At 63.3% G+C, this 24,746-nt stretch carries 22 protein-coding genes; 14 read left to right on the forward strand and 8 right to left on the reverse strand.

Annotation, left to right across the window (positions count from 1 at the left end; all coding sequences use genetic code 11):
* Positions 1 to 17: 17 nt before the first annotated feature.
* Complete coding sequence (locus tag HNO53_RS05685) at positions 18 to 1,751, reverse strand: amidohydrolase (protein ID WP_209476880.1); 1,734 nt, start codon at positions 1,749 to 1,751, stop codon at positions 18 to 20.
* A 107-nt stretch (positions 1,752 to 1,858) separates the two neighbouring features.
* Complete coding sequence (locus HNO53_RS05690) at positions 1,859 to 2,782, reverse strand: LysR substrate-binding domain-containing protein (RefSeq protein ID WP_209476882.1); 924 nt, start codon at positions 2,780 to 2,782, stop codon at positions 1,859 to 1,861.
* A 93-nt stretch (positions 2,783 to 2,875) separates the two neighbouring features.
* Here HNO53_RS05690 and HNO53_RS05695 point away from each other — a divergent pair, with 93 nt between their 5' ends.
* The 7 genes from HNO53_RS05695 to HNO53_RS05725 are packed head-to-tail and all read left to right on the forward strand — an operon-like array spanning position 2,876 to position 9,667.
* Positions 2,876 to 4,480 carry a zinc-binding metallopeptidase family protein gene (locus tag HNO53_RS05695; RefSeq protein ID WP_209476884.1) on the forward strand — a complete coding sequence of 535 codons (1,605 nt, stop codon included), beginning with the start codon at positions 2,876 to 2,878 and terminating at the stop codon, positions 4,478 to 4,480.
* A gap of 32 nt (positions 4,481 to 4,512) precedes the next feature.
* The gene (gene dctP / locus HNO53_RS05700; protein ID WP_209476886.1) at positions 4,513 to 5,556 is read left to right on the forward strand and encodes a TRAP transporter substrate-binding protein DctP; all 1,044 of its coding nucleotides are present in this window, start codon (positions 4,513 to 4,515) and stop codon (positions 5,554 to 5,556) included.
* Positions 5,557 to 5,570: 14 nt separating this feature from the next.
* On the forward strand, positions 5,571 to 6,140 hold the full coding sequence (locus tag HNO53_RS05705; protein WP_209476888.1) for a TRAP transporter small permease subunit: 570 nt from the start codon (positions 5,571 to 5,573) through the stop codon (positions 6,138 to 6,140).
* Complete coding sequence (locus tag HNO53_RS05710) at positions 6,127 to 7,449, forward strand: TRAP transporter large permease (protein ID WP_240549096.1); 1,323 nt, start codon at positions 6,127 to 6,129, stop codon at positions 7,447 to 7,449. The genes HNO53_RS05705 and HNO53_RS05710 overlap by 14 nt, the downstream gene beginning before the upstream one ends.
* A gap of 8 nt (positions 7,450 to 7,457) precedes the next feature.
* Positions 7,458 to 7,766: a cupin domain-containing protein gene (locus HNO53_RS05715; RefSeq protein ID WP_209476890.1), complete on the forward strand. Its 309-nt coding sequence runs from the start codon at positions 7,458 to 7,460 to the stop codon at positions 7,764 to 7,766.
* A 1-nt stretch (position 7,767) separates the two neighbouring features.
* Positions 7,768 to 8,718, forward strand: a complete 951-nt coding sequence (gene speB / locus HNO53_RS05720; RefSeq protein WP_209476892.1) for an agmatinase — start codon at positions 7,768 to 7,770, stop codon at positions 8,716 to 8,718.
* Positions 8,719 to 8,734: 16 nt separating this feature from the next.
* Complete coding sequence (locus HNO53_RS05725; RefSeq protein ID WP_209476894.1) at positions 8,735 to 9,667, forward strand: CobW family GTP-binding protein; 933 nt, start codon at positions 8,735 to 8,737, stop codon at positions 9,665 to 9,667.
* Positions 9,668 to 9,742: 75 nt separating this feature from the next.
* Here HNO53_RS05725 and HNO53_RS05730 read toward each other — a convergent pair whose 3' ends face one another.
* The 5 genes from HNO53_RS05730 to HNO53_RS05750 form a co-directional block, all read right to left on the reverse strand.
* Positions 9,743 to 10,774 carry a 2,5-dihydroxypyridine 5,6-dioxygenase NicX family protein gene (locus HNO53_RS05730; protein WP_209476896.1) on the reverse strand — a complete coding sequence of 344 codons (1,032 nt, stop codon included), beginning with the start codon at positions 10,772 to 10,774 and terminating at the stop codon, positions 9,743 to 9,745.
* 187 nt (positions 10,775 to 10,961) lie between these two features.
* Complete coding sequence (locus HNO53_RS05735) at positions 10,962 to 12,488, reverse strand: sodium:solute symporter family protein (protein ID WP_209476897.1); 1,527 nt, start codon at positions 12,486 to 12,488, stop codon at positions 10,962 to 10,964.
* Complete coding sequence (locus tag HNO53_RS05740; protein WP_209476899.1) at positions 12,481 to 12,669, reverse strand: hypothetical protein; 189 nt, start codon at positions 12,667 to 12,669, stop codon at positions 12,481 to 12,483. Before HNO53_RS05740 ends, HNO53_RS05735 begins: the two co-directional genes overlap by 8 nt.
* A gap of 2 nt (positions 12,670 to 12,671) precedes the next feature.
* Positions 12,672 to 15,680: a c-type cytochrome gene (locus HNO53_RS05745; protein ID WP_209476901.1), complete on the reverse strand. Its 3,009-nt coding sequence runs from the start codon at positions 15,678 to 15,680 to the stop codon at positions 12,672 to 12,674.
* Positions 15,673 to 16,167: a (2Fe-2S)-binding protein gene (locus HNO53_RS05750; protein WP_209476903.1), complete on the reverse strand. Its 495-nt coding sequence runs from the start codon at positions 16,165 to 16,167 to the stop codon at positions 15,673 to 15,675. Before HNO53_RS05750 ends, HNO53_RS05745 begins: the two co-directional genes overlap by 8 nt.
* 448 nt (positions 16,168 to 16,615) lie before the next feature.
* Here HNO53_RS05750 and HNO53_RS05755 point away from each other — a divergent pair, with 448 nt between their 5' ends.
* From HNO53_RS05755 to HNO53_RS05770, 4 genes are read left to right on the forward strand one after another with little or no spacing between them, the layout of a single operon-like run.
* Positions 16,616 to 17,782, forward strand: a complete 1,167-nt coding sequence (locus HNO53_RS05755; protein WP_209476905.1) for an FAD-dependent monooxygenase — start codon at positions 16,616 to 16,618, stop codon at positions 17,780 to 17,782.
* Positions 17,779 to 18,597, forward strand: coding sequence for an alpha/beta fold hydrolase (locus HNO53_RS05760; RefSeq protein WP_209476907.1), 819 nt, complete (start codon positions 17,779 to 17,781; stop codon positions 18,595 to 18,597). Before HNO53_RS05755 ends, HNO53_RS05760 begins: the two co-directional genes overlap by 4 nt.
* A gap of 15 nt (positions 18,598 to 18,612) precedes the next feature.
* A complete protein-coding gene (locus HNO53_RS05765) occupies positions 18,613 to 19,365 on the forward strand; it encodes a maleate cis-trans isomerase family protein (RefSeq protein ID WP_275951358.1) in 753 nt (250 codons plus the stop codon).
* Positions 19,366 to 19,375: 10 nt separating this feature from the next.
* Positions 19,376 to 20,014 carry an N-carbamoylsarcosine amidohydrolase gene (locus HNO53_RS05770; protein WP_209476909.1) on the forward strand — a complete coding sequence of 213 codons (639 nt, stop codon included), beginning with the start codon at positions 19,376 to 19,378 and terminating at the stop codon, positions 20,012 to 20,014.
* Between the two features lie 33 nt (positions 20,015 to 20,047).
* On the opposite strand, the gene HNO53_RS05775 is transcribed toward HNO53_RS05770, so the two are convergent.
* Complete coding sequence (locus HNO53_RS05775) at positions 20,048 to 20,530, reverse strand: MarR family winged helix-turn-helix transcriptional regulator (RefSeq protein WP_275951359.1); 483 nt, start codon at positions 20,528 to 20,530, stop codon at positions 20,048 to 20,050.
* A 264-nt stretch (positions 20,531 to 20,794) separates the two neighbouring features.
* Here HNO53_RS05775 and HNO53_RS05780 point away from each other — a divergent pair, with 264 nt between their 5' ends.
* Genes HNO53_RS05780 through HNO53_RS05790 form a run of 3 tightly spaced genes read left to right on the forward strand, consistent with a single transcriptional unit; the run spans position 20,795 to position 24,634 of the window.
* Entirely contained in the window at positions 20,795 to 23,065 is a 2,271-nt protein-coding gene (locus HNO53_RS05780; RefSeq protein WP_209476911.1) for a xanthine dehydrogenase family protein molybdopterin-binding subunit, read from the forward strand.
* Positions 23,065 to 24,042 (forward strand): XdhC family protein, encoded by a 978-nt coding sequence (locus tag HNO53_RS05785; protein ID WP_209476913.1) that lies wholly within the window; start codon positions 23,065 to 23,067, stop codon positions 24,040 to 24,042. The genes HNO53_RS05780 and HNO53_RS05785 overlap by 1 nt, the downstream gene beginning before the upstream one ends.
* Positions 24,032 to 24,634 carry a nucleotidyltransferase family protein gene (locus tag HNO53_RS05790; protein WP_209476915.1) on the forward strand — a complete coding sequence of 201 codons (603 nt, stop codon included), beginning with the start codon at positions 24,032 to 24,034 and terminating at the stop codon, positions 24,632 to 24,634. Before HNO53_RS05785 ends, HNO53_RS05790 begins: the two co-directional genes overlap by 11 nt.
* Positions 24,635 to 24,746 lie beyond the last annotated feature (112 nt).

The raw sequence follows: 24,746 nt of genomic DNA on the forward strand, positions 1-24,746 counted from the left end.
GGCATTGTCGTGGCGTATCACGAGGCCAGGGTGGGAGGTTGGCCCTGCCAGGTGGCCTCCAGATCGAAATCGATCAGCGTGCGGTCGCGGTCGTAGACCGGCTGGCCCTGCAGAAAGCTCAGCTCGACCTGGGTGCGGTGCAAGTTGCCGCGTACCTCCCGCGTGAATGGATTGTGGTCCAGCACGATGAGATCGGCCGACTTGTTCACTTCGAGCGAGCCGGTTTCGTGCTCCAGGCCCATGGCGTAGGCGCCGTTGAGCGTGGCGACACGTAGCGCTTCCTCCAGGCCGATCGGCGTGCCGAAGCGCTCCTCACCCGGTTCCCAGGGGTTCTGGCGCGTTACCAACGTCTCCAGGGCCAACCAGGGGTCGATGGAGGCGACCGGGAAATCGGTGCCGAAGACCGCCACGCCTCCCGCATCCAGCACGCCGCGCAGATTGTAGGCACGCGACAGGCGCTCCGGCCCATAGCCGGCCCGGGCCCCCGAGGTGAAGCGTGAGGGATACCAGGCCGCCGGGGAGAACTCGGCGATGACATCCAGCTCGGCGAAGCGGGCGAGGTTGGCGTCGTGCAGGATGGTGCTATGGGCGCATTGATGACGCACGCCGCTGGATCCGTTGATGCGCCGGGTGGTCGCCACCGCATCCAGGAACAGGTCGGAGGCGCCGTCGCCGGTGCAGTGGGCGATGACCCGAATGCCGCGACGATCCATGTCGACCAGCATGTCGCGCAGGTGTTCGGGGGTCAGGTTGATCTTGCCGCGCCAGTCGTCGCCGCTCTCCCACGGCGTGAGCAGGAAGGAGGAACGCGGCTCCACGGTGCCGTCGAAGTGGAACTTGACGGCGTTGGCGTTCAGGCGGCTGCTGGCGTAGTAGTGGCGTTCGCCGCACAGCAGCTCCCAGCGCCGCTTGACCGGGAATATGTCGTCCTGCCAGCTGATGGCTGCCTCCACCCGCAGGCTGAGCTTGCCGGCATCGTCGAGCTGCTTGAGAGCGGCCAGCCGCTGTTCGCACACGTGCACGTACTTGGTCGCCGTAACGCCGCGGCTGGTCTGGAAGTGCAGGCCCTCCTGATAGGCCTTGCGCAGCACCTCTACCGGCGTAGGCGGCATGGCGGCGTGGATCATGGCATAGGCACCATCGATCATCAGGCCGGTGGGCTCGCCGGTCAGCGGGTCGCGCTCCATGTAGCCATTGCGAGGGTCCGAAGTGTGGCGGTCGATACCGGCCAGGGCCAGCGCCTTGCTGTTGGCCATCATGGTGCCCCACATGCGGTCGAGGATGGCCACGGGGCGGTCGGGCATGAAGCTGTCCAGCCATTCCCGTCCTGGCGTCAGCCCGGCCTGGCGAAAGGTGTAGCGTACGAAGTAGGCGCCATGGATCCAGCCGTCGCCGGGGTGGCTGGCGGCATAGTCGAGAATGGCCTGCTTGACCTGCTCGGGGGTGGGGTCCTCGATGCCGATCTTGAGCGAATCGTCGTACTTGGCGGCCAGCCCCAGGTCGGGGTGGGTATGCATGTCGTGCAGGCCGGGCATGACGAAGCGACCGCCCAGCGGGATCACGCGGGTATCGGGGCCGATCCACTCCTGCATGGCGCTGTCGTCTCCCACGGCGCACAGTCGACCGCCGGCCATGGCCAGCGCCTCGGCCCAGGGGCGTGCGGGATCGAGCGTATAGATCTTGCCCCCTTGCAGCACGATATCGGCGTGGCGTGGGGCGGGCGCATGGCTGGAGCGCCAGGGATCGAACATGGCATTCACCTCTAATTGTTGTGCAAGATTCACCATAAACCAGGAAAAAAGGCCATGAGGTGTTAATTTCTTGCGCCTGAGGTGAACGTTCTTGCCGCTTCAATCGCTCAACTGGACACGGCTGAAGCGCCGAGCAAGCTCTCCAGCAGTTTCTTCAGCCAATCGCTGAAGGCCTGCACGTTGGGGTCCTCCAGCCGGCTATGCGGCGTGACCAGATAGTAGGCTCGGTCGCTGGGGATCTTCTCGCCGAAGGGCCGAACCAGCTGGCCGTGACGCAGGCTGTCGCCACACACCACGTCGTCGCCGATGGCGACTCCCTGGCCGGACAGGGCCGCCTGCAGCACCAGCAGAATGTTCGAGAAGTACAGCCCCGATTCCACCTTGATCTGGTGCTTTCCGCCGCAGCCAGCCAGCCACAGCTGCCAATCGTGGGCATCGTGCAGGTGCAGCAGGGTGGCGCGATCCAGGTCGCGAGGGTGGGTGATATCGAGTTCGTTGAGCAGGGTCGGGCTGCACACGGGATGGTACATCGGCTGTGCCAGCAGCTCGGCATGGTGGTCGGTATGCACGCCGTCGCTGAAGACCACGAAGAGATCGAAGTTGGGCTGATTGATCGTCTCGTCTTCGCGGTTGGTGCTCAGATGAAGGCGAATGGTGGGATAGGCACGATAGAAATCGTTGATATGGCGGCTGATGACGCTGGCGGCGAAGCCCGGCGGCATGCACACGTGCAAGTGGCCGTTGTACTCCTGGTCCGGCAGGTTGGCATGAATGCGCTCGAGGCTCTGGAGCACCTCGCGTACCTCGCCGGCATACAGCTGCCCCGCCGGGGTCAGGATCACCCCACGTCCACGACGCTCGTAAAGGCGCAGGTTGAGCTGGCTTTCCAGCAGTCGCAGCTGGTGACTGATGGCGCTGCGGGTAAGGCTGAGATAGTCGGCGGCATCGGTCAGGCTGCCGAGCCTGGCCAGGGCCTCGAAAGCGCGCAAGGCCTGTAGCGAGGGGAGATGGTTCGCTTTTTGTTGAGCCATTTTGACCAATCAGATGATTATTTTTGACTTTTGATGAGTTGAGTTTGCTCTATAGTGGATTTCAAAGCAACAACACTCCCGAGAGGAGCCTGAATGACCACGCAGACTCAACGTGATGCTCTCACCCGGCGCGTCGAAGCGCTGATGCCCAAGCTTTCCGAATGGAACCAGACCATCTGGCACTATGCCGAAACCGCCTGGCGGGAATACCGCTCGGCGCGTTTCTACGTCGACCTGCTGCGCGAGCATGGCTTCGAGGTGGAAGAGGGCTCGGGCGGCATGCCCACGGCCTTCTGCGCCACCTGGCGCAACGGCGAAGGCCCCACGCTCGGCGGCTATGCCGAGTACGATGCGGTGCCGGGCAATTGCCAGGCGGCCGACGTGGTGAAACGTCCCCGCGACAACCTGAGCCCCTGGGCCGGCGGCCATACCGACCCGCACTCCGCGCTGGGCATTGGCTCGCTGGGGGGCTTTCTTGCCATGCAGGCCCTGATGAAGGAGCAGGGCATCGGTGGCACGCTGAAGTTCTTCGGCGAGCCGGCCGAGAAGGTGCGCGGTTCGAAGCCGATCCATGCGGCCCGTGGCTACTACGACGACCTGGACGCGGCGATCAGCTTCCATCCTTTCTATATGCTGCCGCTGTGCAATACCACGCGCTGGGACACCCATTGCGGTGCTGCCTACGGGGTCATCTATACCTTCCTGTGCGACAGCCCCGAGACCTGGATGACCCGCGGCAGCCACTCGCCCATCGCGGCTTCGCATGCCAGTGCTCGCGCCCCCGGCGCCAACGACGCCGTCACCCAGATGTATACCAACGCCAAGGCCCTGCGCGAGCACGTGCTGGCCAGCGGCCTGAACTGGTCGATGAACGAGGCGATCCTGAATGCCGGCCAGGCGACCGCCGACAACCTCGCGGCACAGATGTCGCAGATCCAGTACTTCATTCGTGTCTCGTCGGTGGAACAGGCCGAACACGTGGTCAGGGGGCTCGACCATATCGCCGAATCCGTGGCCAAGCTGACCCACTGCCGGGTCGAGCGCCACTGGGTCGCCAAGTCGCGCCCCGGGCTGCCGAACCATGCCCTGGCCGAGCTGACCTACGCCAACCTCGAGCGGGTCGGCGCGCCGCGGTTGGGCGACGAGGCGATCGAGCTGGCCCGCCAGATCCAGGCCAACCTGGGCATGAAGCCGATGGAGAAGCCCTTCCTGGCCGATATCGAGACCCTGCGCAAGCCGCAGGATGCGGAGCGCGAACTGCGCCAGATACTCCCGCCCAACCAGACCCATTTCACCTCCGACGACTACACCGAATACAGCTGGCATGCGCCGACCGTGCGCCTCTACATCGGGCGCCCGGCGCTGGCGCCCCGCGACGATGGCGGTGCCTACCCGGACTGGGTGATGAACGCCTTGGGCGGATTGGCGCCGTGCATCGACCCCATGATCGAGACGGCGGCGAAAACGGTGGGGCTGACATTGCTCGACCTGTTCCAGCAGCCGGAGGCGCTGAGCGCGGCGCAGGCCGAGTTCGAACGGCGTACCGGCGGCGGCATCGGCGGGGATCAATGGCTGGCTCCGCTATGCGACTACGAGCCGCCGATTCACTTCCGCTGGCCCGAATACATCACCACGCCACGTGGTGAGAACGACTGGGTGATTCCGGCACCCAACGAGTGCTCCCAGGCACCCCGGTAGGCTTCACGCTTCCCACTCAGCAGGAGAACACCATGGATAACAACAAGTTCACCAATCGACCCGTTAGCACTTCTCTCAAGGCCGGCCTGGCATGCCTGGCCCTGGCGGGAAGCGCCATGGCCTTTCCGGTCGCCGCACTAGCCCAGGACGATGTCATCGAGATCCGCATGCAGCGCTATACCGGCACCGAAGAGGACGAGATCTTCCAGCGTCTTCAAGACATGCTGCTTGAGGCCAGCGATGGCCGCATCAAGCTGAATATCTTCCGTGGCGGCGAGCTGGTACCCAACGACCAGATGTACTCGGCACTGCGCAGCGGCACCCTTCAGGCCATCTACGGCTACGGCGGCTACTGGGGTGGGCAGATGGATACTGCGGTACTCGAGTCGGGCATTCCCATGGCCTGGACCGATCTCGACGAAGCCAAGGAGCTGTGGAACGAGCGTGGTCTCGGCGAACTGCTGGCCGAAAACTATGCCGAGCAGGGCGTGCATTACACCGTGCCGGTGTTCGGCGGCAAGTTCGATCTGCTCACCAAGGAGCCGGTCGAATCCCTGGCCGACATGAGCGAGCTCAAGATCCGCGCGACCCCGTCCGTCTCGGCGGTACTCAACCACTTCGACATTCCCACGGTCTACATCCCGCCGCAGGAGTTCTACATCGCACTGAGCACCAACGCCATCGACGGCCTGATCTATGGCGGCCCCTACGACTACTCGGTGCTCAAGCTCAATGAGGTGGCCACCAGCTACACCGAGATGAACATGCTCTACCCGGGCTTCGTCGACAACGTGCTGGTCAACCAGAACGTCTGGAATCGTATGCCGGAGGATCTCCAGGAGACGTTCATGGACGTCACCGCCGAGTGGGCCGACTACCGTCACCAGAAGTTCGTCGAGTGGAACGAGGAGGCGGCCCACCTGTTCGAGATTACCACCCTGCCCGAAAGCGACGTGGTGGCAATGACCGAGGCGGCTCAGGAAGTGTGGGATGCCGAGGCCGAGAAATCGCCGCGTGCCGCCGAGGCCATCGAGATGATCCGCGACATGGCACGTGACAAGGGTCGCCTCGAGTGACCGGGAGTCCAGCGATGCATCTGCTTCATGCCTGGATCCGCTGGCAGGACCGCCTGAGCGAGTGGCTCGGGCGGTTCGTTGCCTGGCTTGGCTTCGCCCTGGTTTGCATACTGGTGTACGAGGTGGCGGCGCGGCAATTGATGCGTTCGCCCACCAACTGGGCGCATGAGGCCTCGACCCTGACCTATGGCGTCTATGCCATTCTGGCCGGGGCCTACACCGAGAAATGGCACGGCCATGTGCGGATCGATATCTTCTACCAGCGCCTCTCGACGAAGGGGCAGGCGCTGGTTTCCTTTCTCATCGGCGTGCTCACGCTGATCCTGCTGACGCTGCTGCTGGAGAGCGCCTACGACTTCGCCATGCAGTCGGTGGCCATGCAGGAGCGCTCCTTCCGCAGCACCTGGGCACCGATCATCTGGCCGGTAAAGGTGATGATTCCGTTGGCCGTGCTGCTGATCATGCTGCAGATGCTGGCCAATACCCTGCGCCACCTCTGCACCCTGCTGGGGCATCCCCTGGAGACCGATTCCTCGATCGGTCAGGACACCGACAGCCGGGGAGATTCCAATGGTAAGCATTGACCCCATCTTGCTGACGCTGCTGATGTTCGGCGCCATGCTGACCCTGATGTTCTTCGGGGTGCCGCTGGCCTGGACCCTGATGGGAGTGGGCGTCGGCTTCGGCTACTGGATCTGGGGGCCAGACAGCCTCGGCATCATGATGCCCTCGATCTTCGGCCTGATGAACGAGTTCATTCTGGTGGCCCTGCCGCTGTTCATCCTGATGGGGATGATCCTGGAGCGATCGGGTATTGCCGACGACCTCTTCCAGATGATCTACAAGATCATGGGCGGTGTGCGCGGCGGGCTGGGCATGGGAACCGTGGTGATCTGCGCCCTGATTGCCGCCATGGTGGGCATTACCGGTGCCGCTACCGTGAGCCTGGGGCTGATCGCGCTGCCCGCCATGCTCAAGCGCGGCTACAGCAAGCAGCTCTCGGCGGGCGCCATCATGGCAGGCGGCGCACTGGGCTTCTTGATTCCGCCCTCGCTGGTCATGATCCTCTACGCCTTCCTGACCCGCGAATCGGTGGGCAAGCTGTTCGCCGCGGGCGTCATGCCCGGCCTGATGCTGGCCGCCATCTACATGCTCTACATCGGCATTCGCTGTTACCGCAACCCGACGCTGGGGCCGCCCATCGAGGCCTCCGAGCGGATCGGCTTCTGGCAGAAGGTGGTTGCGCTGAAGGCCATGATCCTGCCCGGCCTGCTGATAGCCGTGGTGCTCGGGACCATGGCCGCCGGCGTCGCCTCGCCCACCGAGGCCTCGGCCCTGGGCGCCTTCGGTGCCATGCTCTGCGCCCTGGCCCACGGCAAGCTCAACGTCACCATGCTCAACAGTGCACTTTTCAGCACCGCGCGCATCATGGGCATGCTGATGTGGATCATGATCGGTGCTGTGATCTTCTCGAAGATCTATATCGCGCTGGGGGCCGGCCAGGCGATCGTGGGCCAGATCATGGCCGCCGAACTGAGCCCTTACCTCGTGCTCAGCGTGATTCTGCTCAGCTATCTGGTGCTGGGCATGTTCCTCGACGACTCGGCCATCCTGTTCATTACCGTGCCGCTCTACGTGCCGATCATCAAGGCGCTGGGCTTCGACCCGATCTGGTTCGCCACGCTGTTCGTGCTGGCGATGCAGAGCGCCTACCTGACACCGCCCTTCGGCTACAACCTGTTCTACATGCGCTCGGTGGCGCCTCCCGAGGTGACGACCGGCGACCTGTATCGTTCGGTGGTGCCGTTCCTGGCCATGCAGGTACTCGGCATCGTGCTGCTGGTGCTGTTTCCGCAGATCGCCCTGTGGCTGCCCGAGCTCATCTTCGATTAGGAGGTTTCATGAGCCACCAACCATTACCGGCCGAACCGACACGACAGCTCGAGGATGACAAGGTCATCGTGACGCGCTGGGATTTTGCGCCCGGTGCGGAAACCGGCTGGCACCGTCATCCCCATGACTACGTCGTGGTACCGCTGGTGGATGGCGTTATGCGCCTGCAGACCCCCGAGGGCGACCACGAGAGCGAGGTCAAGGCCGGCGTTTCCTATCGCCGCCAGGCCGGGGTCGAGCACAACGTCATCAATGCGGGCGAAGGTCAGTTCGCCTTCGTCGAGATCGAACTCAAGGCGAGCCGGGAGGAGAAGTAACATGGCGACGTTCAATCAACCGTTGGGCGGCAACGAGATGCCCCGGTTCGGCGGGCCCGCGACCATGATGCGCTTGCCCGCTCATGACAGTGCCAAGGGGCTCGATGTGGCCTTCATCGGCGTGCCGATGGACATCGCCACGTCGAATCGTCCCGGCACTCGGCTGGGTCCGCGTCAGATTCGCGACGAATCTCGCATGCTGCGGCCCTACAACATGGCCACGCGGGCCGCACCGTTCGACAGCCTGCAGGTGGGTGACATTGGCGACGTGCCGATCAACACCTTTCATCTGCCCAAGACGGTCGAGATCATCGAGCGCTACTACAGCAAGGTGCTGCAGCACGCCTGTATACCGCTTACGCTGGGGGGCGATCATCTCATCACCCTGCCGATACTGCGCGCGATGGCGAAGAAGCACGGGCCGGTGGGCCTGATCCACATCGATGCCCATGCCGACGTGAACGAGCACATGTTCGGCGAGCCGCTGGCGCACGGTACGCCATTTCGGCGTGCCCAGGAGGAGGGGCTGCTGGCCCAGGGCAAGGTGGTGCAGATCGGTCTGCGCGGCACCGGCTATGCGGCCGAGGATTTCGACTGGTGTCGTCAGCAGGGCTTTCGCGTCGTCACGGCCGAGGAGTGCTGGTACCGCTCGCTGGCGCCGCTGATGGAAGAGGTGCATGAACGGATGGGCGATACCCCCGTCTACATCACCTTCGATATCGACGGCCTCGATCCGTCCGTGGCGCCGGGTACGGGCACCGTGGAGATGGGTGGGCTGACTTCCGCCCAGGGCCTCGAGATCGTGCGCGGTGCGGCGGGGCTGAATATCGTCGGTGGCGATCTGGTCGAAGTCTCCCCGCCCTACGATCCCAGCGGCAACACCGCCCTGATGGGTGCCACGCTGCTGTACGAGATGCTCTGCGTGCTGCCCGGCGTCCTGCGTCGTGATTGAAGAGCGCACGCAGGCCATGACCGCCGAGCTCGGCGTCACTGTGGTGGCCGGCTTCCTGGGGGCCGGCAAGACGACCCTGGTGAATCACCTGCTGCAGCATGCCGACGGTCGTCGGCTCGGGGTCATGGTCAACGACTTCGGCGCGCTCAATATCGACGAGGCGCTGGTCGACGAGCGTCGCGACGACCTGATTACCCTGAGCAATGGCTGCGTGTGCTGCAGCCTGCAGGGCGAGCTCTCCGCTTCCATCGAATCGATGATCAAGCGACGCGGAGGGCAGCTCGATCATCTGCTGATCGAATGCAGCGGCGTGTCGGATCCGGAGCGGGTGGTGAACGTACTCCATTATCCGCGCATTCGGGCCAGGGCCCGGCTGGAGGCCGTCATCACCCTGGTCGATGCGGCACTCGATCCTGCCGACCTGAGCCCGGCGCTGCGGCACCTGGTGGCCTCCCAGGTCGACAATGCCGATCTGGTGGTCATCAACAAGACCGACCTAGTGGATGACCCAACCATTGCCCAGCTCGAGCAGGCCATCCTGCTGCCCGGCTCCCGTCACGTGAGAACCACCCAGGCAGCCCTCCCGCCGGAATTCGTCTTCTGGCCGGCAGCGAGCGAGACGCCGATGTTCCGCCGCGTGCGTTCGGGGCCTTCCCCGGCGACCAGCATCGAAGCCCTGGGGCTCGAGACGCTCAGCTGGAAGCGCGAAGGAGCCGTGGACATGAATGAGCTGAGTGCTCTGCTGCATGACATGCCCAGACAGATCCTGCGCTTCAAGGGCGTCGTTCGCCTGGACGACGGTCGTGTGCTGGCGCTGCAGCGGGCAGCGGGGCGATTGACCAGCCGGGAGCTGGAGCACTGGATGAAAGACGAGAGCCAGCTGGTTTTTATCGGCGAGGACTCGCCGGCGCTCTGGGAGTGGCTGACTCAAAGACTGGATAGGTTGTAATCCAGAGCGGTCAGGGGTTCAACCAAGAAACATCAGTAGTGCGCCCCAGGTTAAAGTTAGCCTGGGGCTTTAATCCTATTGCTGCCGAATGGCAATGTCCTTGTTTACAATATCGCCATTGATCAATACGGGGTTGTCGTCGAGAAAAAGAGAGCAATTTCTCATGGGGATGTCGAGATGACAGGCGGTGTCATTTGTTCCGCCAAGCTCATTGTTGGGGCCAGTTGAGAACATGACATTCCCATAAAAGCTTCTGGGTTCCATGCCCATGCCGCCAGGAAACTCTCCTGGAACCATTCTATGCCATTTGGCATCACGGTTCATTCCCCAGCCGACGTGACTCATGCCAAATCCACGTTCATCATTGAAATCTTTCATGTATGATTTGACGATATCGGCATCAAGTCCTCCTCGAATGTCTGTAATCCATCCTTTTTCTATCGTGTAAGTGATCGGCTCGCGGACATAGATGTTTTGTGGCAGCAGGACATCACCGGGAGCTACGACGATCTGTCCATCAACGCCGTCGTCGTCCCCGCCCGTAAAAACGAACCCCGACGGCCAATGATCCCATCGTCCCGGCTCGTCCGTGCAGGCGTACTCTGTGACGGTAGGATAAGTGTTTAGCTTGTATGTGACATCCGTGCCATGAGCCGAGGTGATTCGCATCACCTTTGCTTTAGAAAGGAGCTCGCCGGCAATCTCGACCTTCTCCTTTAGCTCTTGGTTGGGTAGCATTCTGGCCAGAAGCTCCGGAGGCTCTACGACAGTGAGTATGCGCGTCCCCGCTGCCTGTATGGCCATTTGCTCTGGTGAAAAAAGAAGAAATATACAGTCTATCAGCATGTCGCACTGTTTTAGTGCCTCAACTGCATCAGGCATGCTTGATAAGCTGTTTACGCCGACATTCCAGCCTCCAGAAGGTAGTGGGGCGGGCAAGCGCATGTGATACATTTTAGCGCCAATTCTCTGTCCTGCCGCCATGAATGCGTCAGCGTAGTCGATTCTTTCATTTCCCTGTGTTAGAACGATCACTTTTTCGCCTTCATGAACGCCCGACATTTTAAGCTGATGAAGGCAAATTTCTGTAAAGCTCGCCTGATCCATGATGTTCTCCGCTTCAAGTAGGTAGTTGAGGCTCAAGGCTTGGGATACGTCGTGCGAATCTGACTTGAATGAGATTGGTTTTTGGCATTCCTGCCTTTGATCAATGAGCGCTCTAGGAGAGGGGGCAATTTTGCCCCCTGTTGAGTGCTAGTTATGTCACTGTTTTTTGCGTAGTGTGTCCGTGTTGCTACTGGACTTTACTCTGAAGTGAAGGAGGAAATTCCGTCTCGCTTTTATTGGGCTTCAGTGACTTTTTCGAAAGCTCTTCCTTGATGGCTTCCATAAAACTGTCGGCAGAAGATTGGCAAGGTTGGGTAGCAAGGCTTACGCCAACGAATAGCGCGCTGGAGACGATGATCCCCCATACCCCAGCGGGGAGTCCCAGGAAGGAGTTGCCGATGGCATAGACGAACAGAACGAAGGCGCCGGTACCCACCACGCTCACCAGAGCGCCGGCGGCGGTGCCGCGTTTCCAGTAGAAGGCGCCGATGATCGCCGGCACCATGGCCACCAGCCCGGAGGAGGCCGCCACCGACAGTACCGCGATCAGATCGAGCTGTAGCTCGGCGAAGCCCAGCGCCATGAGCGCGATTACCGGAATGACGATCTTGCCGACTAGCAGCTGACGCTTCTCGCTGGCATCCGGTTTGACATTGGCATAGACGTCACGCGCCAGCATCGAGGAGAGGGTCAGCATGATCGAGTCGATAGTGGAGACTGCCGCCGCCATGATGCCAATCATCACGATGACACCCAGCACCGGCGGCACGAACTCGGACGCCAGCAGCGATGGCGTGGCCAGGTCAGCGCCTTCCAGGCTCGGGAAGGCGGCGAGGGCTGAGAAGCCCCAGAGCACTGACACCAGGGTATAGATGAAGCCGAAGACCAGGAAGCCGATCAGCATCTGCCGCATGGAGCGCAGCGAAGAAGGCATGAACAGCCGCTGGCTGACCTGGGGATTGGACAGGCTGAAGAAGAACCAGGGAATGGTCAGGCCGAGGAAGGTGATGAAACTGAATAGGCCGGAGCCCGGTACCGTCAGCGATTGGGGATGCTCGGTGGCCAGGGTATCGAACAGAGCGTCGAAGCCGCCGAGGCCTTGGATGACCAGGAAGGCGACCAGGGTCGAGGCGACGATCATCATGATCGCCTGCAGTGAGTCGGTCCACATGACCGAGCGAATGCCTGCCACATAGGAAAAGAAGATTGCGATCGCCGTGGCCAGCATCACCCCAGTGGTGAAGGGAATAGCGCCGTTGGTGGTGCCTTGCAGCAGGTAGCCGACCCCGGCTAGTTGCACTGCCGCATAAGGTATCAGGAAGATGCAGCTGGCGATCGACACCGCCATGGCGACTCGCTTGCTGTTGTAGCGATGCCCCAGCATCTCGCTCGGGGTCACGAAGTTGAACTTCTTGCCGACGGCCCAGAACTTCGGCCCGAAGATGGCCACCAGCGACACACCCGCGAAGTAGATGATCTCGAAGCCCAAGGCGCCAACGCCACCGGCGTAGGTGAGCCCGGCGAGCCCGACCATCATGAAGGCACTATAGGTCGTCGCACTATAGCTCAACGCCGACACGAATCCGTTCATTTGCCGGTTACCCAGGAAGTAGCCCGACATGCTTTCCGACTTGCCTTGGCGCGACAGGATGGCGATGCCGATGGCAATCAAGAGATAGATAGCGATCGACCACCAGATAAGTGACTCAGTCATTGCTGTGCTCCTCGAAGTCCTTGGTGATGAAGAGGTTCAGAGCGATGACCGCGAGACCGGCAATCGTCCAGAACAGGAAGCTGCCATACCATGCCTGCACATCGTTCAACAGCGTGTAAGGAACCAGGTAGCAGAGCAGGACCACTGCCCAGACCAGCCATATCCACTTACTTCTTTTCATGATCAACCTCGTCTTGTTGTTGCTTCAGGGGTGTAGGAAGGGTTGTTGTTATGCTGGCGAATCGTCGTCACGCGCGACTCGATGTTTCGCCAGGGGGCTTGATCGGGCGCAAAACGCGCCCGTAGATAGGCCGTCAGGGTGACGACCTGGGAGTCGCTGAAACTGTCGGCAAAACCGGGCATATTGCCGAGGCCGGGTACATGGTCGGCATGCACGCCACCCAGAATCGACTGGATGACGTTGTCGGGATGCTGGCTATGTAGGTTGGTATTCAATGCAAGCGCGGTCTGGGCGCTGGTGAAGGAAGGCGCGCCACTATTCATGTGGCAGCCGGCGCAGGCCCCTTCGAATAGACGTTCTCCCTCCTCCATGTCGATGGGGCCGCTTTGAGCTGTGGCGATACGCGCTGCAGCGTCGGCTCGTACGGTTTCGCTATCGCCTGCCGGTGCGCCCATCTGGACCGCCACATAGTGAGCCAGGGCGCGTACGTCATACTCGGGCAGCTCGCCCAGGCCGGCCACCACCGGTGCCATGGGGCCTGAGGCTGCTCCATGCAGTGACGACGCGCCGTGGCGCAGGTAGTCGTAGAGGGAGGCCTCGCTCCAGGGAATCGGCGAGCTTGATAGCCGATTGAGCGGCGGGGCCTCCCAGCCGTCCACCATGGCACCGGCCAGGCTGTGTTCCCCCTTCCGCTCCGCTCCCATGATGTTGCGTGGCGTATGACAGGCGCTGCAATGCCCCAGGCCCTCGGCGAGGTAGGCGCCGCGATTGTAGAGATCGCTCTGGCCAGGATCGGGCTCGAAGGAGCTGGGGGCGTGGTAGAGAGCGTTCCAGCCGGCCATCAGTGGCCGGAAGTTGAACGGAAAGTTGAGAGCATTGGCCGGTCTCTCGGCGCTCACTGCGGGCTGCGCCATCAGGTAGGCATACAGTGCCTGCATGTCGGCATCGCTGATCTTGGCGAAGGCCGTGTAAGGGAAGGCCGGATAAAGATGCTTACCATCGCGGCTGATGCCGTGACGCATGGCACGCTCGAAGGCGGCATAGGACCAGCGCCCGATCCCGGTTCTCTCGTCGGGCGTCAGATTGGTGCTGTAAAGGGTTCCGAAGGGCGTCTCGAAGGCACGTCCACCGGCATTCTCCCGACCTCCCTCGGCGGTATGGCAGGCCGCACAGTCGCCGGCCGCGGCCACCAGGCGTCCGCGTTCGATGGTCTCGGCGGAATAGAGGTTGGCCGCGGGGCGGTTGATCGGAGCAATAGCCCCCTTCCAGGGCCAGGCCATGACCGCTGTGCCGGCCACCGCGGTCAGGGCTGCCGCCTTGAGCCAGCGGCGTCGGGGGCGTTTGGTCGGTCTGCCGGGTGCCTCTTCCTGGAAGGGATTGGCTTGGTCCTGGAGAGCTTGACGTACGCGACCGGCGGTGAAGGGTGGCTGGCGGAAGCGTACTCCGGTGGCATCGAACAGCGCATTGGCGATCACCGCCACGCCGGGGGCAAGATTCACGTCGTCGAGTGTCTGTGGCAGCGAAGTCGTCGCCTCGCCGTATGCGTTCTCCTTGGTTGGCATGTCGGTGCGGGTCGCCAGCGCACCGCCAGTCGTCGAGTCGACATGCCGAGCATCATCGCGGCCATCGCCCCATTCGTCGAAGGCCGGGCCGCGTCCCAGCAGTGGGCGAGCGCTACCCAGAACCCGGGTCTGCAGGGTCTGCTGCAGGCGCTCCGTATCTACCTCGGGGCCGGCGTCCTGGCCGACCACCAGCCGAGTCAGAGTCACGTCGCCGGTAATACGGTTCACCTCTACGTCGGCGATCCAGGCCGAGCGCACGCCTTCGGGGATGCGTTCATGCCGGTCGGGCAGCTGTGAATAGGCGAAGCCGCGACCGCGCATCCGTTCCGGCGATTTGGCGACAGCGGAAGGCAGCGCTTCGCCCCACCGGGCACGCTGCGACACCGAGGCGATCAGCTCGACGCCACGGGCATCGTCGAGGTGACGTAGCCGCAGCGCCAGGGGGTCCTGGCCACTGTCGTGGGCCACCTCGTCCAGGAAGGATTCCCGGGCAAAGGCCTGCTGGATCTCGGCGAGGTTCTCGCTGTGCCGACCGGTGCCATGATCGTCGCGACGGGTGGTCACTTGGGCGTTACTGAAGGCATAAGGCGAGAAGGGTGGTGTTCCGCCACCCTCGGTCCGCCTGGCGGGCGGCCTGCCGCAGAGCCACAGGCCCACGGCGGCGATATCGCCCGAGGCATGGCTCTGATGGTAGCGGTAGTCGGCGATATCGCCGCTCTTCGCCAGATCGGCGCTCAGGGTGATGCGTTGTGCCTGGGCCAGGGCATGCACATCACGGATGTAGGCGGCATCCAGCCATACCGCCACGGGGCAACCCAGATGCCAGGACATCACTGCAGCATCCACGGCGGCATCGTCACCGCAGTGACGCCCCAGGCCGGAGACCCGCGCCGGGGTGGTTCCGTATAGCTCGATCCGCTCGGCCGGTAGGCCGGTGAGCGTCATCAGGTCTTGGATCAAGGCCTCGGGAGTGATCGTTTCCCCCCACAGCCTGAGGCGTTGATCGGAACAATCGGCCACCACCCAGCCGGGGGTATCGCCCCAGCGCAGGCGGCTCGGCCAGCCATAGTCATGGCGATGGACCGAGGCCGCCTCGGCATGTCCAGCCGCCAGCTCCCGGGACGCCGCCTCGGTTGTCGCGGGAAGCGGGGCGGCGTCACCTTGACCAGCAGCGGAGGGAGCCCGCCATTCGAGCTGCAGGTGACGCGCGGCGTCTTTCGCTGCGGAAAGACTGTCGGCTACCACGCCCACGAAATCGCCCTCGTTGACGATTTCAACACAGCCCGGCAGGCCCTCCACACTGGTCCGATCCACGGCTACCAGCCGATCGCTGATGAAGTGTTCGCCGTTCCAGCCATAGTGGGGCGGCCTTACCGCTACGCCGAAGCGCCTGGGCGACGCCAGCGGAGCGGGGAGCTCCATGGGGGTGGAGAGTTGCCGTTCACTCATGGGGTGCCTCCGGCGACTCGGCGGCGTTGATTGCCACGGCGCGATTCGCCGCCTCGAGGATCTCCACGTGAGTGCCGCAGCGACAGAGGTTGTACTCCAGAGCGGCCTGCAATTGGGCCGATGAGGGTCGAGGGGTGTGATTGAGCAGGGCACGCACGCTGATGATCATGCCATTGAGGCAGTAGCCGCATTGGGCGGCCTGGGCCTCGATGAAGGCGCGCTGGACGGGGTCGAGGCGGCCCTCGCTGGCCAGGCCCTCGAGGGTAAGAATCTCATGCCCGACCGCGACCGAAACCGGCAGCACACAGGCCCGGGCGGCCATGCCGTCGATCAGCACGCTGCAGGCCCCGCACTCGCCCAGGCCGCAGCCGTACTTGGGGCCATTGAGCTCCAGGTCATTGCGCAGGACGGTCAGCAGAGGGGTGTCCGGCGGTATTGCCAGCTCGTACGAGCGGCCATTCACAGTCAGGGAGATCGCTTCGGTCATAGGGACTCGTCGTTATTCTTGGCGCTATCCACATTTATCGACTCCTGAAGGAGCCAGTTCAGGCATCACCCTGCGCTTCCCTTTGCGGATCCGGATGTGCTGATTGATTGCAGTGTATACGCTATTAATTTTAGGTTTCTACACATATAGCACCTTGCGTCCTATCTCTGCAAGCTATGATCTGCGTCATGCTTACCCTTCAAAAAATTACCGTTTCATGGGCGTTGATCAAGGTTCTTCTCTTTTTCCCCTGATGTGGGTGCTTGGCGAGACGATCAGGTAAACGGTGCTTGACGTAAAAATAAATGGTGTATACGTTGTAGTTGAGCCTCGTTTTACCCCGGCGTGTGCCCCATGCTGGAGCGCCCCCCGACGAAGAGTCGCTCTGCGCATGCCCTCTGCCCATTGGGCATCGAGGAAGATCAATAAAATCAAATAGGTGGAGTTAATGACCAAGAATCGAAAAATTGCCGTTATTGGTGCAGGTCTCGGAGGCGCTGCAGCGGGTGCGCTCCTGCAGCAGGCTGGCTACGACACCAGGGTCTACGAGCAGGCACCGGCCTTTTCCCGGCTGGGTGCCGGTATTCATCTCGGTCCCAACGTCATGAAGGTGATGCGTCGCATCGGCATCGAGGACAAGCTCAACGCCATGGGCTCCCACCCGACGCACTGGTTCAGTCGCGATGGCAAGAGCGGTGAGTACCTGTCCCGCATCCCGCTCGGCGCTTTCGCCCGCGAAGAGTATGGTGCGGCCTATATCACCGTGCACCGTGGTGACCTGCATGAGTTGATGGTAAGCACCCTGGATCAGGAGCGGCTCTACTTCGACAAGCGGTTGGTGGACGTCGACGACAGCGGCGACAAGGTGGTCATGACCTTCGCCGATGGCACTACCGACGAGGCCGACCTGGTAATCGGCGCCGATGGGGTCAATTCACGCATTCGCGAGAAGCTGCTGGGGCCCGAGGCGCCTATCTACAGTGGCTGGGTCGCCCATCGCGCGATCATCTCGGCAGAGAAGCTCAAGGCCTATGACCTCGACTTCGAGGCGTGCGTGAAGTGGTGGTCGGAGGATCGCCACATGATGGTCTACTTCGTGACCGGCGATGAGAAAGAGTACTACTACGTCACCGGAGTGCCCGAGCCGGAGTGGAATCACGGTACCTCATTCGTGGATAGCTCCCGCGATGAGATGCGCAAGGCCTTCGAGGGTTATCACCCTACGGTCCAGGCACTGATCGACTGCACCGAGACGGTCACCAAGTGGCCGCTGCTCGAGCGCAACCCTTTGCCACTGTGGCATGACAACCGCCTGGTGTTGCTTGGCGATGCTTGCCATCCGATGAAGCCCCACATGGCCCAGGGCGCCGCCATGGCCATCGAGGATGCCGCCATGCTGGTGCGCTGCCTGGATGAGGTCGGCGCCGACCGTTATCGGGACGCCTTCGAGCTGTACCGTACCAACCGCTTCGAGCGCGCCTCCCGCGTGCAGAAGGTCTCCCACGACAACACCTGGCTGCGCCGGGACGAAGATCCCGCCTGGGTATTCGGCTATGACGTCTACGAGGTGCCGCTCAGGCAGCTTCAGCACACCGACGAGGAGAGTCCGGCATGAGCAGCACCTTCCTGTACGGCGCCAACGTCCAGGCCAATGGCATTCGACAGCACTACCTGCGCTATGGCGGTGAGGCATCGTCCACCCGTCAGCCGCTGGTGCTGATCCCCGGTATCACCAGCCCGGCCGTGACCTGGGGCTTCGTGGCCGAGCGCCTCGGTCGTCACTTCGATACCTATGTGCTCGACGTGCGCGGTCGTGGCCTCTCCTCCAGCGGACCCGAGCTCGCCTACGACACCGATACCTGTGCCGATGACGTGAGCGCTTTCATCGCGGCGCTGGGGCTGGAACGTGTCATTCTTGCCGGCCACTCCATGGGCGCCCGCTTCGCCTTGCGTGCCCTGTCCCGGGGCGCTCGGAACATCGACAAGCTGGTGCTGATCGACCCACCGGTCTCCGGACCGGGGCGCCGCGAGTACCCCAGCAAACTGCCTTGGTACGTGGATTCGATCCGCGACTGCACCCGGGGGGCTGATCTCGAGACCATGCGTGGTTACTGCCCGAGCTGGAGCGAGGATCAGCTGCGCCTGCGTGCCGAGTGGCTGCATACCTGCTACGAGCCAGCCATCGTCCAGGCCTTCGAGGAGTTCCACAGCGTGGATATCCACCAGGACCTTCCCGGTGTGACGGTGCCAGCGCTGTTGATCTGCGCCGGCAAGGGAGGGGTGATTCAGGACCAAGATCGTGCCGAGATCCGCGACCTATTGCCATCGATTCGCATCACCACTGCCGAGCGGGCGGGACACATGATTCCTTGGGATGACTACGAGGGCTTCTTCGCCGCCTTCGAGGATTTCCTGGGCACTGAACTCTGAGGGAGGCCTTGCGCCATGACCAAGACATACCGTATCGGCCAGATCGTACCCAGCTCCAATATCACCATGGAGACGGAAATTCCCGCGATGCTGACCGCGAGGCAACTGATTCGCCCCGAGCGTTTCACTTTCCACTCCAGTCGCATGCGCATGAAGACCGTGAGCAAGGATGAGCTGGCTGCCATGGACGCCGAGTCCGACCGCTGTGCGCTGGAGCTCTCCGACGCGGCAGTGGACGTGATGGGCTATGCCTGCCTGGTGGCGATCATGTCCATGGGGCCGGGTTACCACCGCGAATCCCAGCGGCGCCTGCGCAGCCGCACCGAGGAGAACAGCTGCGATACCCCGGTGGTGACCAGCGCCGGCGCCCTGGTGGATGCCCTGGGCGTAATGAAAGCCAAGCGCGTGGTGGTGGTTGCGCCCTACATGAAGCCGCTCACCGAGATGGTAGTGGATTACATCCGTGAGGAGGGCGTCGAGGTGGTCGACTACCGCGCGCTGGAGATTCCCAACAACCTCGACGTGGCCCGCCACGATCCCGCCAATCTGCCGGAAATCGTCGCCGGCCTCGACTACAGCGACGTGGATGCCATCGTGCTCTCTGCTTGTGTGCAGATGCCCTCGCTGGCCGCCGTCTCTAAGGTAGAAGCGATCACTGGCAAGCCGGTGGTCACCGCGGCCATCGCCACTACCTATGCCATGCTCAAGGCCCTCGATCTCGAACCGGTGGTGCCGGGAGCCGGCGCCCTGCTGTCGGGCGCCTACTGAGGAGACCGTCATGACGCAACATGCTCAAGAGGCCAGCGACAACTACAAGGGCGTCTGGGATGGCCGGATCGGTTTCGGCGACAAGGCCGCGCTGTTGGTTGTCGACTTCATGCAGGGCTACACCACGCCGGGCTCGCCGCTCTACGCGCCGGGTGTGGTAGAGGCTGTAGCCAGGATGCCGCGGCTGTTGGCGGCGGCTCGCGAGGCCCGGGTGCCGGTCATCCATACCAATATCCTTTACCAGGCGCCGGATCAACGTGACGGCGGTATCTGGGTCAAGAAGGCACCGGTAATGCGTGCCATGGTGCCGGGCAACCCCTATGCCACATTCTGCGAGGAGGTGGTCCCGTCTGACGATGAGCTGGTGATCACCAAGCAGTACGCCAGCGCTTTCTTTGGTACCTCGCTGGCCTCGACGCTGGTAGCCATGGGAGTGGATACCCTGATCCTGACCGGCTGTTCGACCAGCGGCTGCATTCGTGCCACCGCCGTGGACGGCCTGCAGCATGGCTTCCGCGTGATGGTGGTGCGCGATTGCGTCGGTGATCGCCACCCCGCGCCCCACGAGGCCAACTTGTTCGATATCGACAGCAAGTACGGCGACGTGGTCTCCCTCGACGAGACGCTGAACCACTTGCGGCATGACTGACCCGACCCGGCCGACGGCGGCCGGGTATCCACCTCAGCCGTCGGCGTTCATCTTCTCCAACAGATGCATCAGGGCGATACGTTCGGCAGGGTTGAGGTTGCTCATGGTCTGATCGCTGATCTGCTTGGCGATGGGGACCATGGTCTCGACCAGGGTCTCACCCGCCTCGGTGATGACCACCATTACCTTGCGCTGGTCGCTGGGATCGGTGGTCAGAGTGATCCACTCTCGCGCCTTGAGCCGCTTGATCACCCCGCGGATCGTGGCGGGATCGATGGCGGTGGCATTGACGATCTCGGTGAGCGAGCTTGGTCCGCGCTCCATGACCGTGCACAGGGTGACGAACTGGATCGCGGTCAGCTGTTTGTCACAACTGTAGCGCTGGAAGATTGCCGTATGGCGCTGGTAGGCCTTGCGCAGCAGGTGACCGACCTGTTCGGAGAAGTCATAACCCTGCTCGGCGGGGGTTCGGTGGTCGCTGGACATGGCGGCGTGAGCTGGCGTCTCTGTAGTCATGGAGCATCCTTGGTGTGCTGTCGACGACCTTTGGCTGTCACGGTGTCAACGCCGAGTATGGCCTTGGCGGCGGGGCAGAGCAGCCTCAAGTGTCAACGCAGGCGCGACATAGGCTTGCAGGCGACGGGGAATTCGTGCTTATTTATGGTGTATACACTATAACTAAATGGCGGATAGGGCAAGCTTGTCTGGCCCCTTTCAGGCCGTTCCGCTGCTTCCACCGTATCGCGCTCCTGGCCACCGATAACAGATAAAGAGGCTTGAATGGCGTCCATATCACTGCCGGATAGACACTCGCTCCTCCATGGGACCGACCTGCTGGTGGTCTACCGAGAGCCCGTGGTGCCACCCAAGCCGGCGCCGGGCCAACCGGGCACACACTCTGATTTCATACCCACGGAGCCCGAGCTCTTCATCGCCGTGCTCACGGATGGTCGGGTAATGGCCTTCAACGGCCACGTGGATCTGGGCACCGGCATTCGCACGGCCTTGGCCCAGATCGTCGCCGAGGAGTTGGAGGTCGCCCTCGAGCAGGTCACCATGGTGCTGGGCCATCCCTTCGAGGTCCCCAACCAGGGGCCGACCATCGCCAGCGCTACTATCCAGATCACCGCCGAGCCGTTGCGACGTGCGGCAGCACAGGCGCGCGAATACCTGCTGGATCTGGCGACGGGCCACTTTGGCGTAGAGCGGGACGGTCTGCGTTGCGTCGAGGGAACCATCCTGCCGGCCGAGGGGGATCGTCCCGCCGTGAGTTACGGTGAACTTCTCTACGGCGATCGTCATGCCTTGAAGCTAGCCGATGAGGTACCGCTCAAGCCGGCCGGTGACTATCGGCTGGTAGGGCAGGCGGCGCCGCGGGTGGACATTCCCGACAAGGCCGTCGGCAAGCTGACTTTCGTGCATGACCTGCGATTGCCTGGAATGCTGCACGGTCGCGTGATCCGCCCGCCCTATACCGGCCATGATCGTGGCGACTTCGTCGGCACCAGCCTGGTGGCGGTGGATGAGGCTTCGGTGGCCGGCATGCCCGGGCTGATCCAGGTAGTGGTGATCGGCGATTTCGTGGGCGTGGTCGCCGAGCGTGAGGAGCAGGCCGCGGCGGCGGCCAGGCGGCTCAAGGTCTCCTGGCGCGAGCCGGAGGGCTTGGCCCGGCTCGACGATCTTGAACAGGCTCTGCGAGAGCTGCCGGCCCAACGGCGCTCCCTGCTGGAGGAGGGCGACGTGGAGGAGGCGCTGGCCCGGGCTGCGCAGCGTGTTTCTCGCACCTATGTCTGGCCTTTCCAGCTGCACGGTTCCATCGGCCCCTCCTGCTCGGTGGCCGACTATCGTGCCGACAGGCTGCAGGTGTGGTCCGGCACCCAGAATCCCCATAGCCTGCGTGCTGATCTGTCGCGGTTGATGGGGCTCGATGAGGGTGTGATCACCATCACGCGTATGGAAGCCTCTGGCTGTTACGGTCGCAACTGTGCCGACGATGTAGGGGCGGATGCTGCCTTGCTGTCGCGGGCGGTGGGGCGGCCGGTACGAGTACAGCTGACCCGGGAACAGGAGCATGGCTGGGAGCCCAAGGGCGCGGCCCAGTTGATGGATGTCGAGGGGGGACTGAACGCCGATGGCAGTCCGGCGGGCTATCGTTTCGTCGCCCGCTACCCCTCCAATAATGCCCCGACCCTGGCCCTGCTGCTGACCGGCATCGTCAAGCCCAGCGATATCCCCTTCGAGATGGGGGATCGTACCTCGGTCCCGCCTTATCGATACCTGCATCGGCAGATCGCCTGCGATGACGTGCCGACCCTGGTGCGCGCCTCCTGGTTGCGTGGGGTCTCGGCCATGCCCAACACCTTCGCGCATGAGAGCCATATCGACGAACTGGCCCAACTGGCCGGTGAGGATCCGGTGGCCTACCGGCTGCGCTACCTGGCCGACCCGCGCGCGGTGGAGCTGACCGAGGCCGTAGCCGAGCGAGCGGGCTGGCAGCCCCGGGTGGCCCATTCCGCGCCCCGGTTGGTCGAAGGTTGGCACCATGGGCGAGGGGTGGCCTATGCCCAGTACGTACACAGCAAGTTTCCCGGCTTCGGCGCGGCTCTGGCGGCCTGGGTGGTGGAGCTGAAGGTGCACCCCGAGAGTGGACGCATCATCATCGAGCGGCTGGTCGTGGGCCAGGATGCCGGCCTCATGGTCAATCCGGCCGGCGTGCGTCATCAGGTGCATGGCAATGTCATCCAGACGCTGAGCCGGACCCTCAAGGAGCGGGTCACCTTCGAGGATGGCCTGCCGGTAAGCCGGGAGTGGGGCGGCTATCCGATCCTGCGATTCTCCGAGCTGCCTGATATCGACGTCATGTTTCTTGAGCGCCCTGAGGCACCGCCGCTGGGAGTAGGGGAATCCACTTCCCTGCCCGGCGCTCCGGCCATCGCCAACGCCCTCTATGATGCCACCGGGGTACGCTTCACCCGTCCCCCCTTCACACCGGAGGTGGTGCGCCGCACCCTGGCTGCTGCTCGGTCGGCTCCGGTTGAGGCGATCGGCTGATGCAGCATCTCGATCTGCAGGTCATCGAGCGCGCCCTGCAGTGGGCCAACCGGGGCCATCGTCTATGGCTGTGCACGGTGCTGGCCACCTTCGGTTCGTCCCCCCGGGAGCCTGGCGCCATGCTGGTGGCCCGTCAGGACGGTGAGCATCTGGGATCGCTCTCCGGTGGCTGTGTGGAAGAGGACTTTCTCGAGCGGCTGCGCCAGGGGGAATTCAGCGAGCCGGTGCAACGGATCCGGTATGGCGGCCAGGGGGAGGCTCCGGGGTCGAGCCGTGTGCGGTTGCCCTGTGGTGGCAGCCTGGAGGTGCTGGTGGAGCGGCTGGAGCCCGACGCGGCCACCCTGACCCATCTGGAGGTGGTGCATGCCACCCTGCTCGGCCGGCGAGCCCTGATTCGGCGTGTGCCGCTGGATGGTCGCGGGGCGCACTTCGCGCTGGCTGAGGCGCCGGGGCCTGCCATTCTGCGGGAGGAAGGCGTGATCGGCGTGCGAATTGGCCCGGCGCTGCGCCTGATCATCGCGGGTATCTCACCGGTCTCCCAGGCCTGTGCCAGCTTCGCCAGTACCCTCGGCTTCGAGGTCATCGTCTGCGATCCTCGAGAGGAGGCGCGCAGGGAGTTTGCGGTACCGGGGGTGGAGGTGCAGGCAGTATTGCCCTCCACCTTCATTGCCTCGGGTGCCTGCCATGCTGCCACCGCCGTGGTGGCCTTGACCCATGACCCCCGCATCGATGATCTGGCGATGATCGAGGCCGTTCGCACCGACGCCTTCTATGTCGGCGTCATGGGGTCGCGGCAGACCTCGCGTCAGCGCGAGGCACGACTGCTCCGCTCTGGAGGGCTCGGCCCCGAGCAGGTCGCCCGGATCACCATGCCCATTGGCCTTGGTCTCGGCAGCAAGACGCCGGCCGAAATCGCTCTAGCGGTCATGGCCGATATCGTTCGGGTCCATCGGGGCAAGGCGCGGAATGCGCTCTAAGCACTCATTGGCCCTGATCATGGCGGCAGGGTACTCCCGGCGCTTCGGCAGTGACAAGCGACTGGCGCGTCTCGCCGACGGTCGCACGCTGCTCGCCACTACCCTGGCCGCCGCCATGGATGCCTTCGAGCAGGTGAGGGTGGTGGTGAATACCCGCGTAACCCCCGCCGATCTGGGTATTCCCGAGGCCATGGCGCTGGTCATCCGTCCCGCTGCTCCGGTGGGACTTGGAGGCAGCATCGCCCATGCCTTCCGGGAGCTCGACCAGCCGCTGTCGCGCTGTGGATACCACAGCGTCGCCATCTGGCTGGGTGATATGCCTTGGGTGAGGCCCGAAACCTGCCAGCGACTGGCCCGGCGAGCCGCAGCCGACACCATCGTCAGACCCCTCTACCGCGATATGCCCGGACACCCGGTCTTCTTCGGTCGTGACTTCTGGCCTGCCCTGGCCGCCAACCAGGATGATCTGGGGGCCAGGCCGGTTATCGCCCGGTTCGCCGATAGGGTGATTGCCGTGCCGGTTGCGGATCCGGGGGTAATTCGCGATATCGACTATCCAAGTGCGATGCCGGGGCCCGAGTCGGCGCCCTGAGCCGTGGAAACCGGCCTGACCGGGCACCTGGAGTGTCCGCTCAGCTAGCTGCCGTCACGGATATCTCGCAACTCGGTGCCCACCACAACGCCTGGCGGGTCCTTGCAGCTCT

It is taken from the genome of Billgrantia antri (assembly GCF_017868935.1).
In the GTDB taxonomy this organism is placed as follows: Bacteria; Pseudomonadota; Gammaproteobacteria; order Pseudomonadales; family Halomonadaceae; genus Halomonas; species Halomonas antri.

Bases quoted from the DNA above. Each gene is read 5' to 3' on its own strand.
- HNO53_RS05685 (WP_209476880.1), bottom strand. From the start codon at position 1,751: ATGTTCGATCCCTGGCGCTCCAGCCATGCGCCCGCCCCACGCCACGCC.
- HNO53_RS05690 (WP_209476882.1), bottom strand. From the start codon at position 2,782: ATGGCTCAACAAAAAGCGAACCATCTCCCCTCGCTACAGGCCTTGCGC.
- HNO53_RS05695 (WP_209476884.1), top strand. From the start codon at position 2,876: ATGACCACGCAGACTCAACGTGATGCTCTCACCCGGCGCGTCGAAGCG.
- dctP (WP_209476886.1), top strand. From the start codon at position 4,513: ATGGATAACAACAAGTTCACCAATCGACCCGTTAGCACTTCTCTCAAG.
- HNO53_RS05705 (WP_209476888.1), top strand. From the start codon at position 5,571: ATGCATCTGCTTCATGCCTGGATCCGCTGGCAGGACCGCCTGAGCGAG.
- HNO53_RS05710 (WP_240549096.1), top strand. From the start codon at position 6,127: ATGGTAAGCATTGACCCCATCTTGCTGACGCTGCTGATGTTCGGCGCC.
- HNO53_RS05715 (WP_209476890.1), top strand. From the start codon at position 7,458: ATGAGCCACCAACCATTACCGGCCGAACCGACACGACAGCTCGAGGAT.
- speB (WP_209476892.1), top strand. From the start codon at position 7,768: ATGGCGACGTTCAATCAACCGTTGGGCGGCAACGAGATGCCCCGGTTC.
- HNO53_RS05725 (WP_209476894.1), top strand. From the start codon at position 8,735: ATGACCGCCGAGCTCGGCGTCACTGTGGTGGCCGGCTTCCTGGGGGCC.
- HNO53_RS05730 (WP_209476896.1), bottom strand. From the start codon at position 10,774: ATGGATCAGGCGAGCTTTACAGAAATTTGCCTTCATCAGCTTAAAATG.
- HNO53_RS05735 (WP_209476897.1), bottom strand. From the start codon at position 12,488: ATGACTGAGTCACTTATCTGGTGGTCGATCGCTATCTATCTCTTGATT.
- HNO53_RS05740 (WP_209476899.1), bottom strand. From the start codon at position 12,669: ATGAAAAGAAGTAAGTGGATATGGCTGGTCTGGGCAGTGGTCCTGCTC.
- HNO53_RS05745 (WP_209476901.1), bottom strand. From the start codon at position 15,680: ATGAGTGAACGGCAACTCTCCACCCCCATGGAGCTCCCCGCTCCGCTG.
- HNO53_RS05750 (WP_209476903.1), bottom strand. From the start codon at position 16,167: ATGACCGAAGCGATCTCCCTGACTGTGAATGGCCGCTCGTACGAGCTG.
- HNO53_RS05755 (WP_209476905.1), top strand. From the start codon at position 16,616: ATGACCAAGAATCGAAAAATTGCCGTTATTGGTGCAGGTCTCGGAGGC.
- HNO53_RS05760 (WP_209476907.1), top strand. From the start codon at position 17,779: ATGAGCAGCACCTTCCTGTACGGCGCCAACGTCCAGGCCAATGGCATT.
- HNO53_RS05765 (WP_275951358.1), top strand. From the start codon at position 18,613: ATGACCAAGACATACCGTATCGGCCAGATCGTACCCAGCTCCAATATC.
- HNO53_RS05770 (WP_209476909.1), top strand. From the start codon at position 19,376: ATGACGCAACATGCTCAAGAGGCCAGCGACAACTACAAGGGCGTCTGG.
- HNO53_RS05775 (WP_275951359.1), bottom strand. From the start codon at position 20,530: ATGACTACAGAGACGCCAGCTCACGCCGCCATGTCCAGCGACCACCGA.
- HNO53_RS05780 (WP_209476911.1), top strand. From the start codon at position 20,795: ATGGCGTCCATATCACTGCCGGATAGACACTCGCTCCTCCATGGGACC.
- HNO53_RS05785 (WP_209476913.1), top strand. From the start codon at position 23,065: ATGCAGCATCTCGATCTGCAGGTCATCGAGCGCGCCCTGCAGTGGGCC.
- HNO53_RS05790 (WP_209476915.1), top strand. From the start codon at position 24,032: ATGCGCTCTAAGCACTCATTGGCCCTGATCATGGCGGCAGGGTACTCC.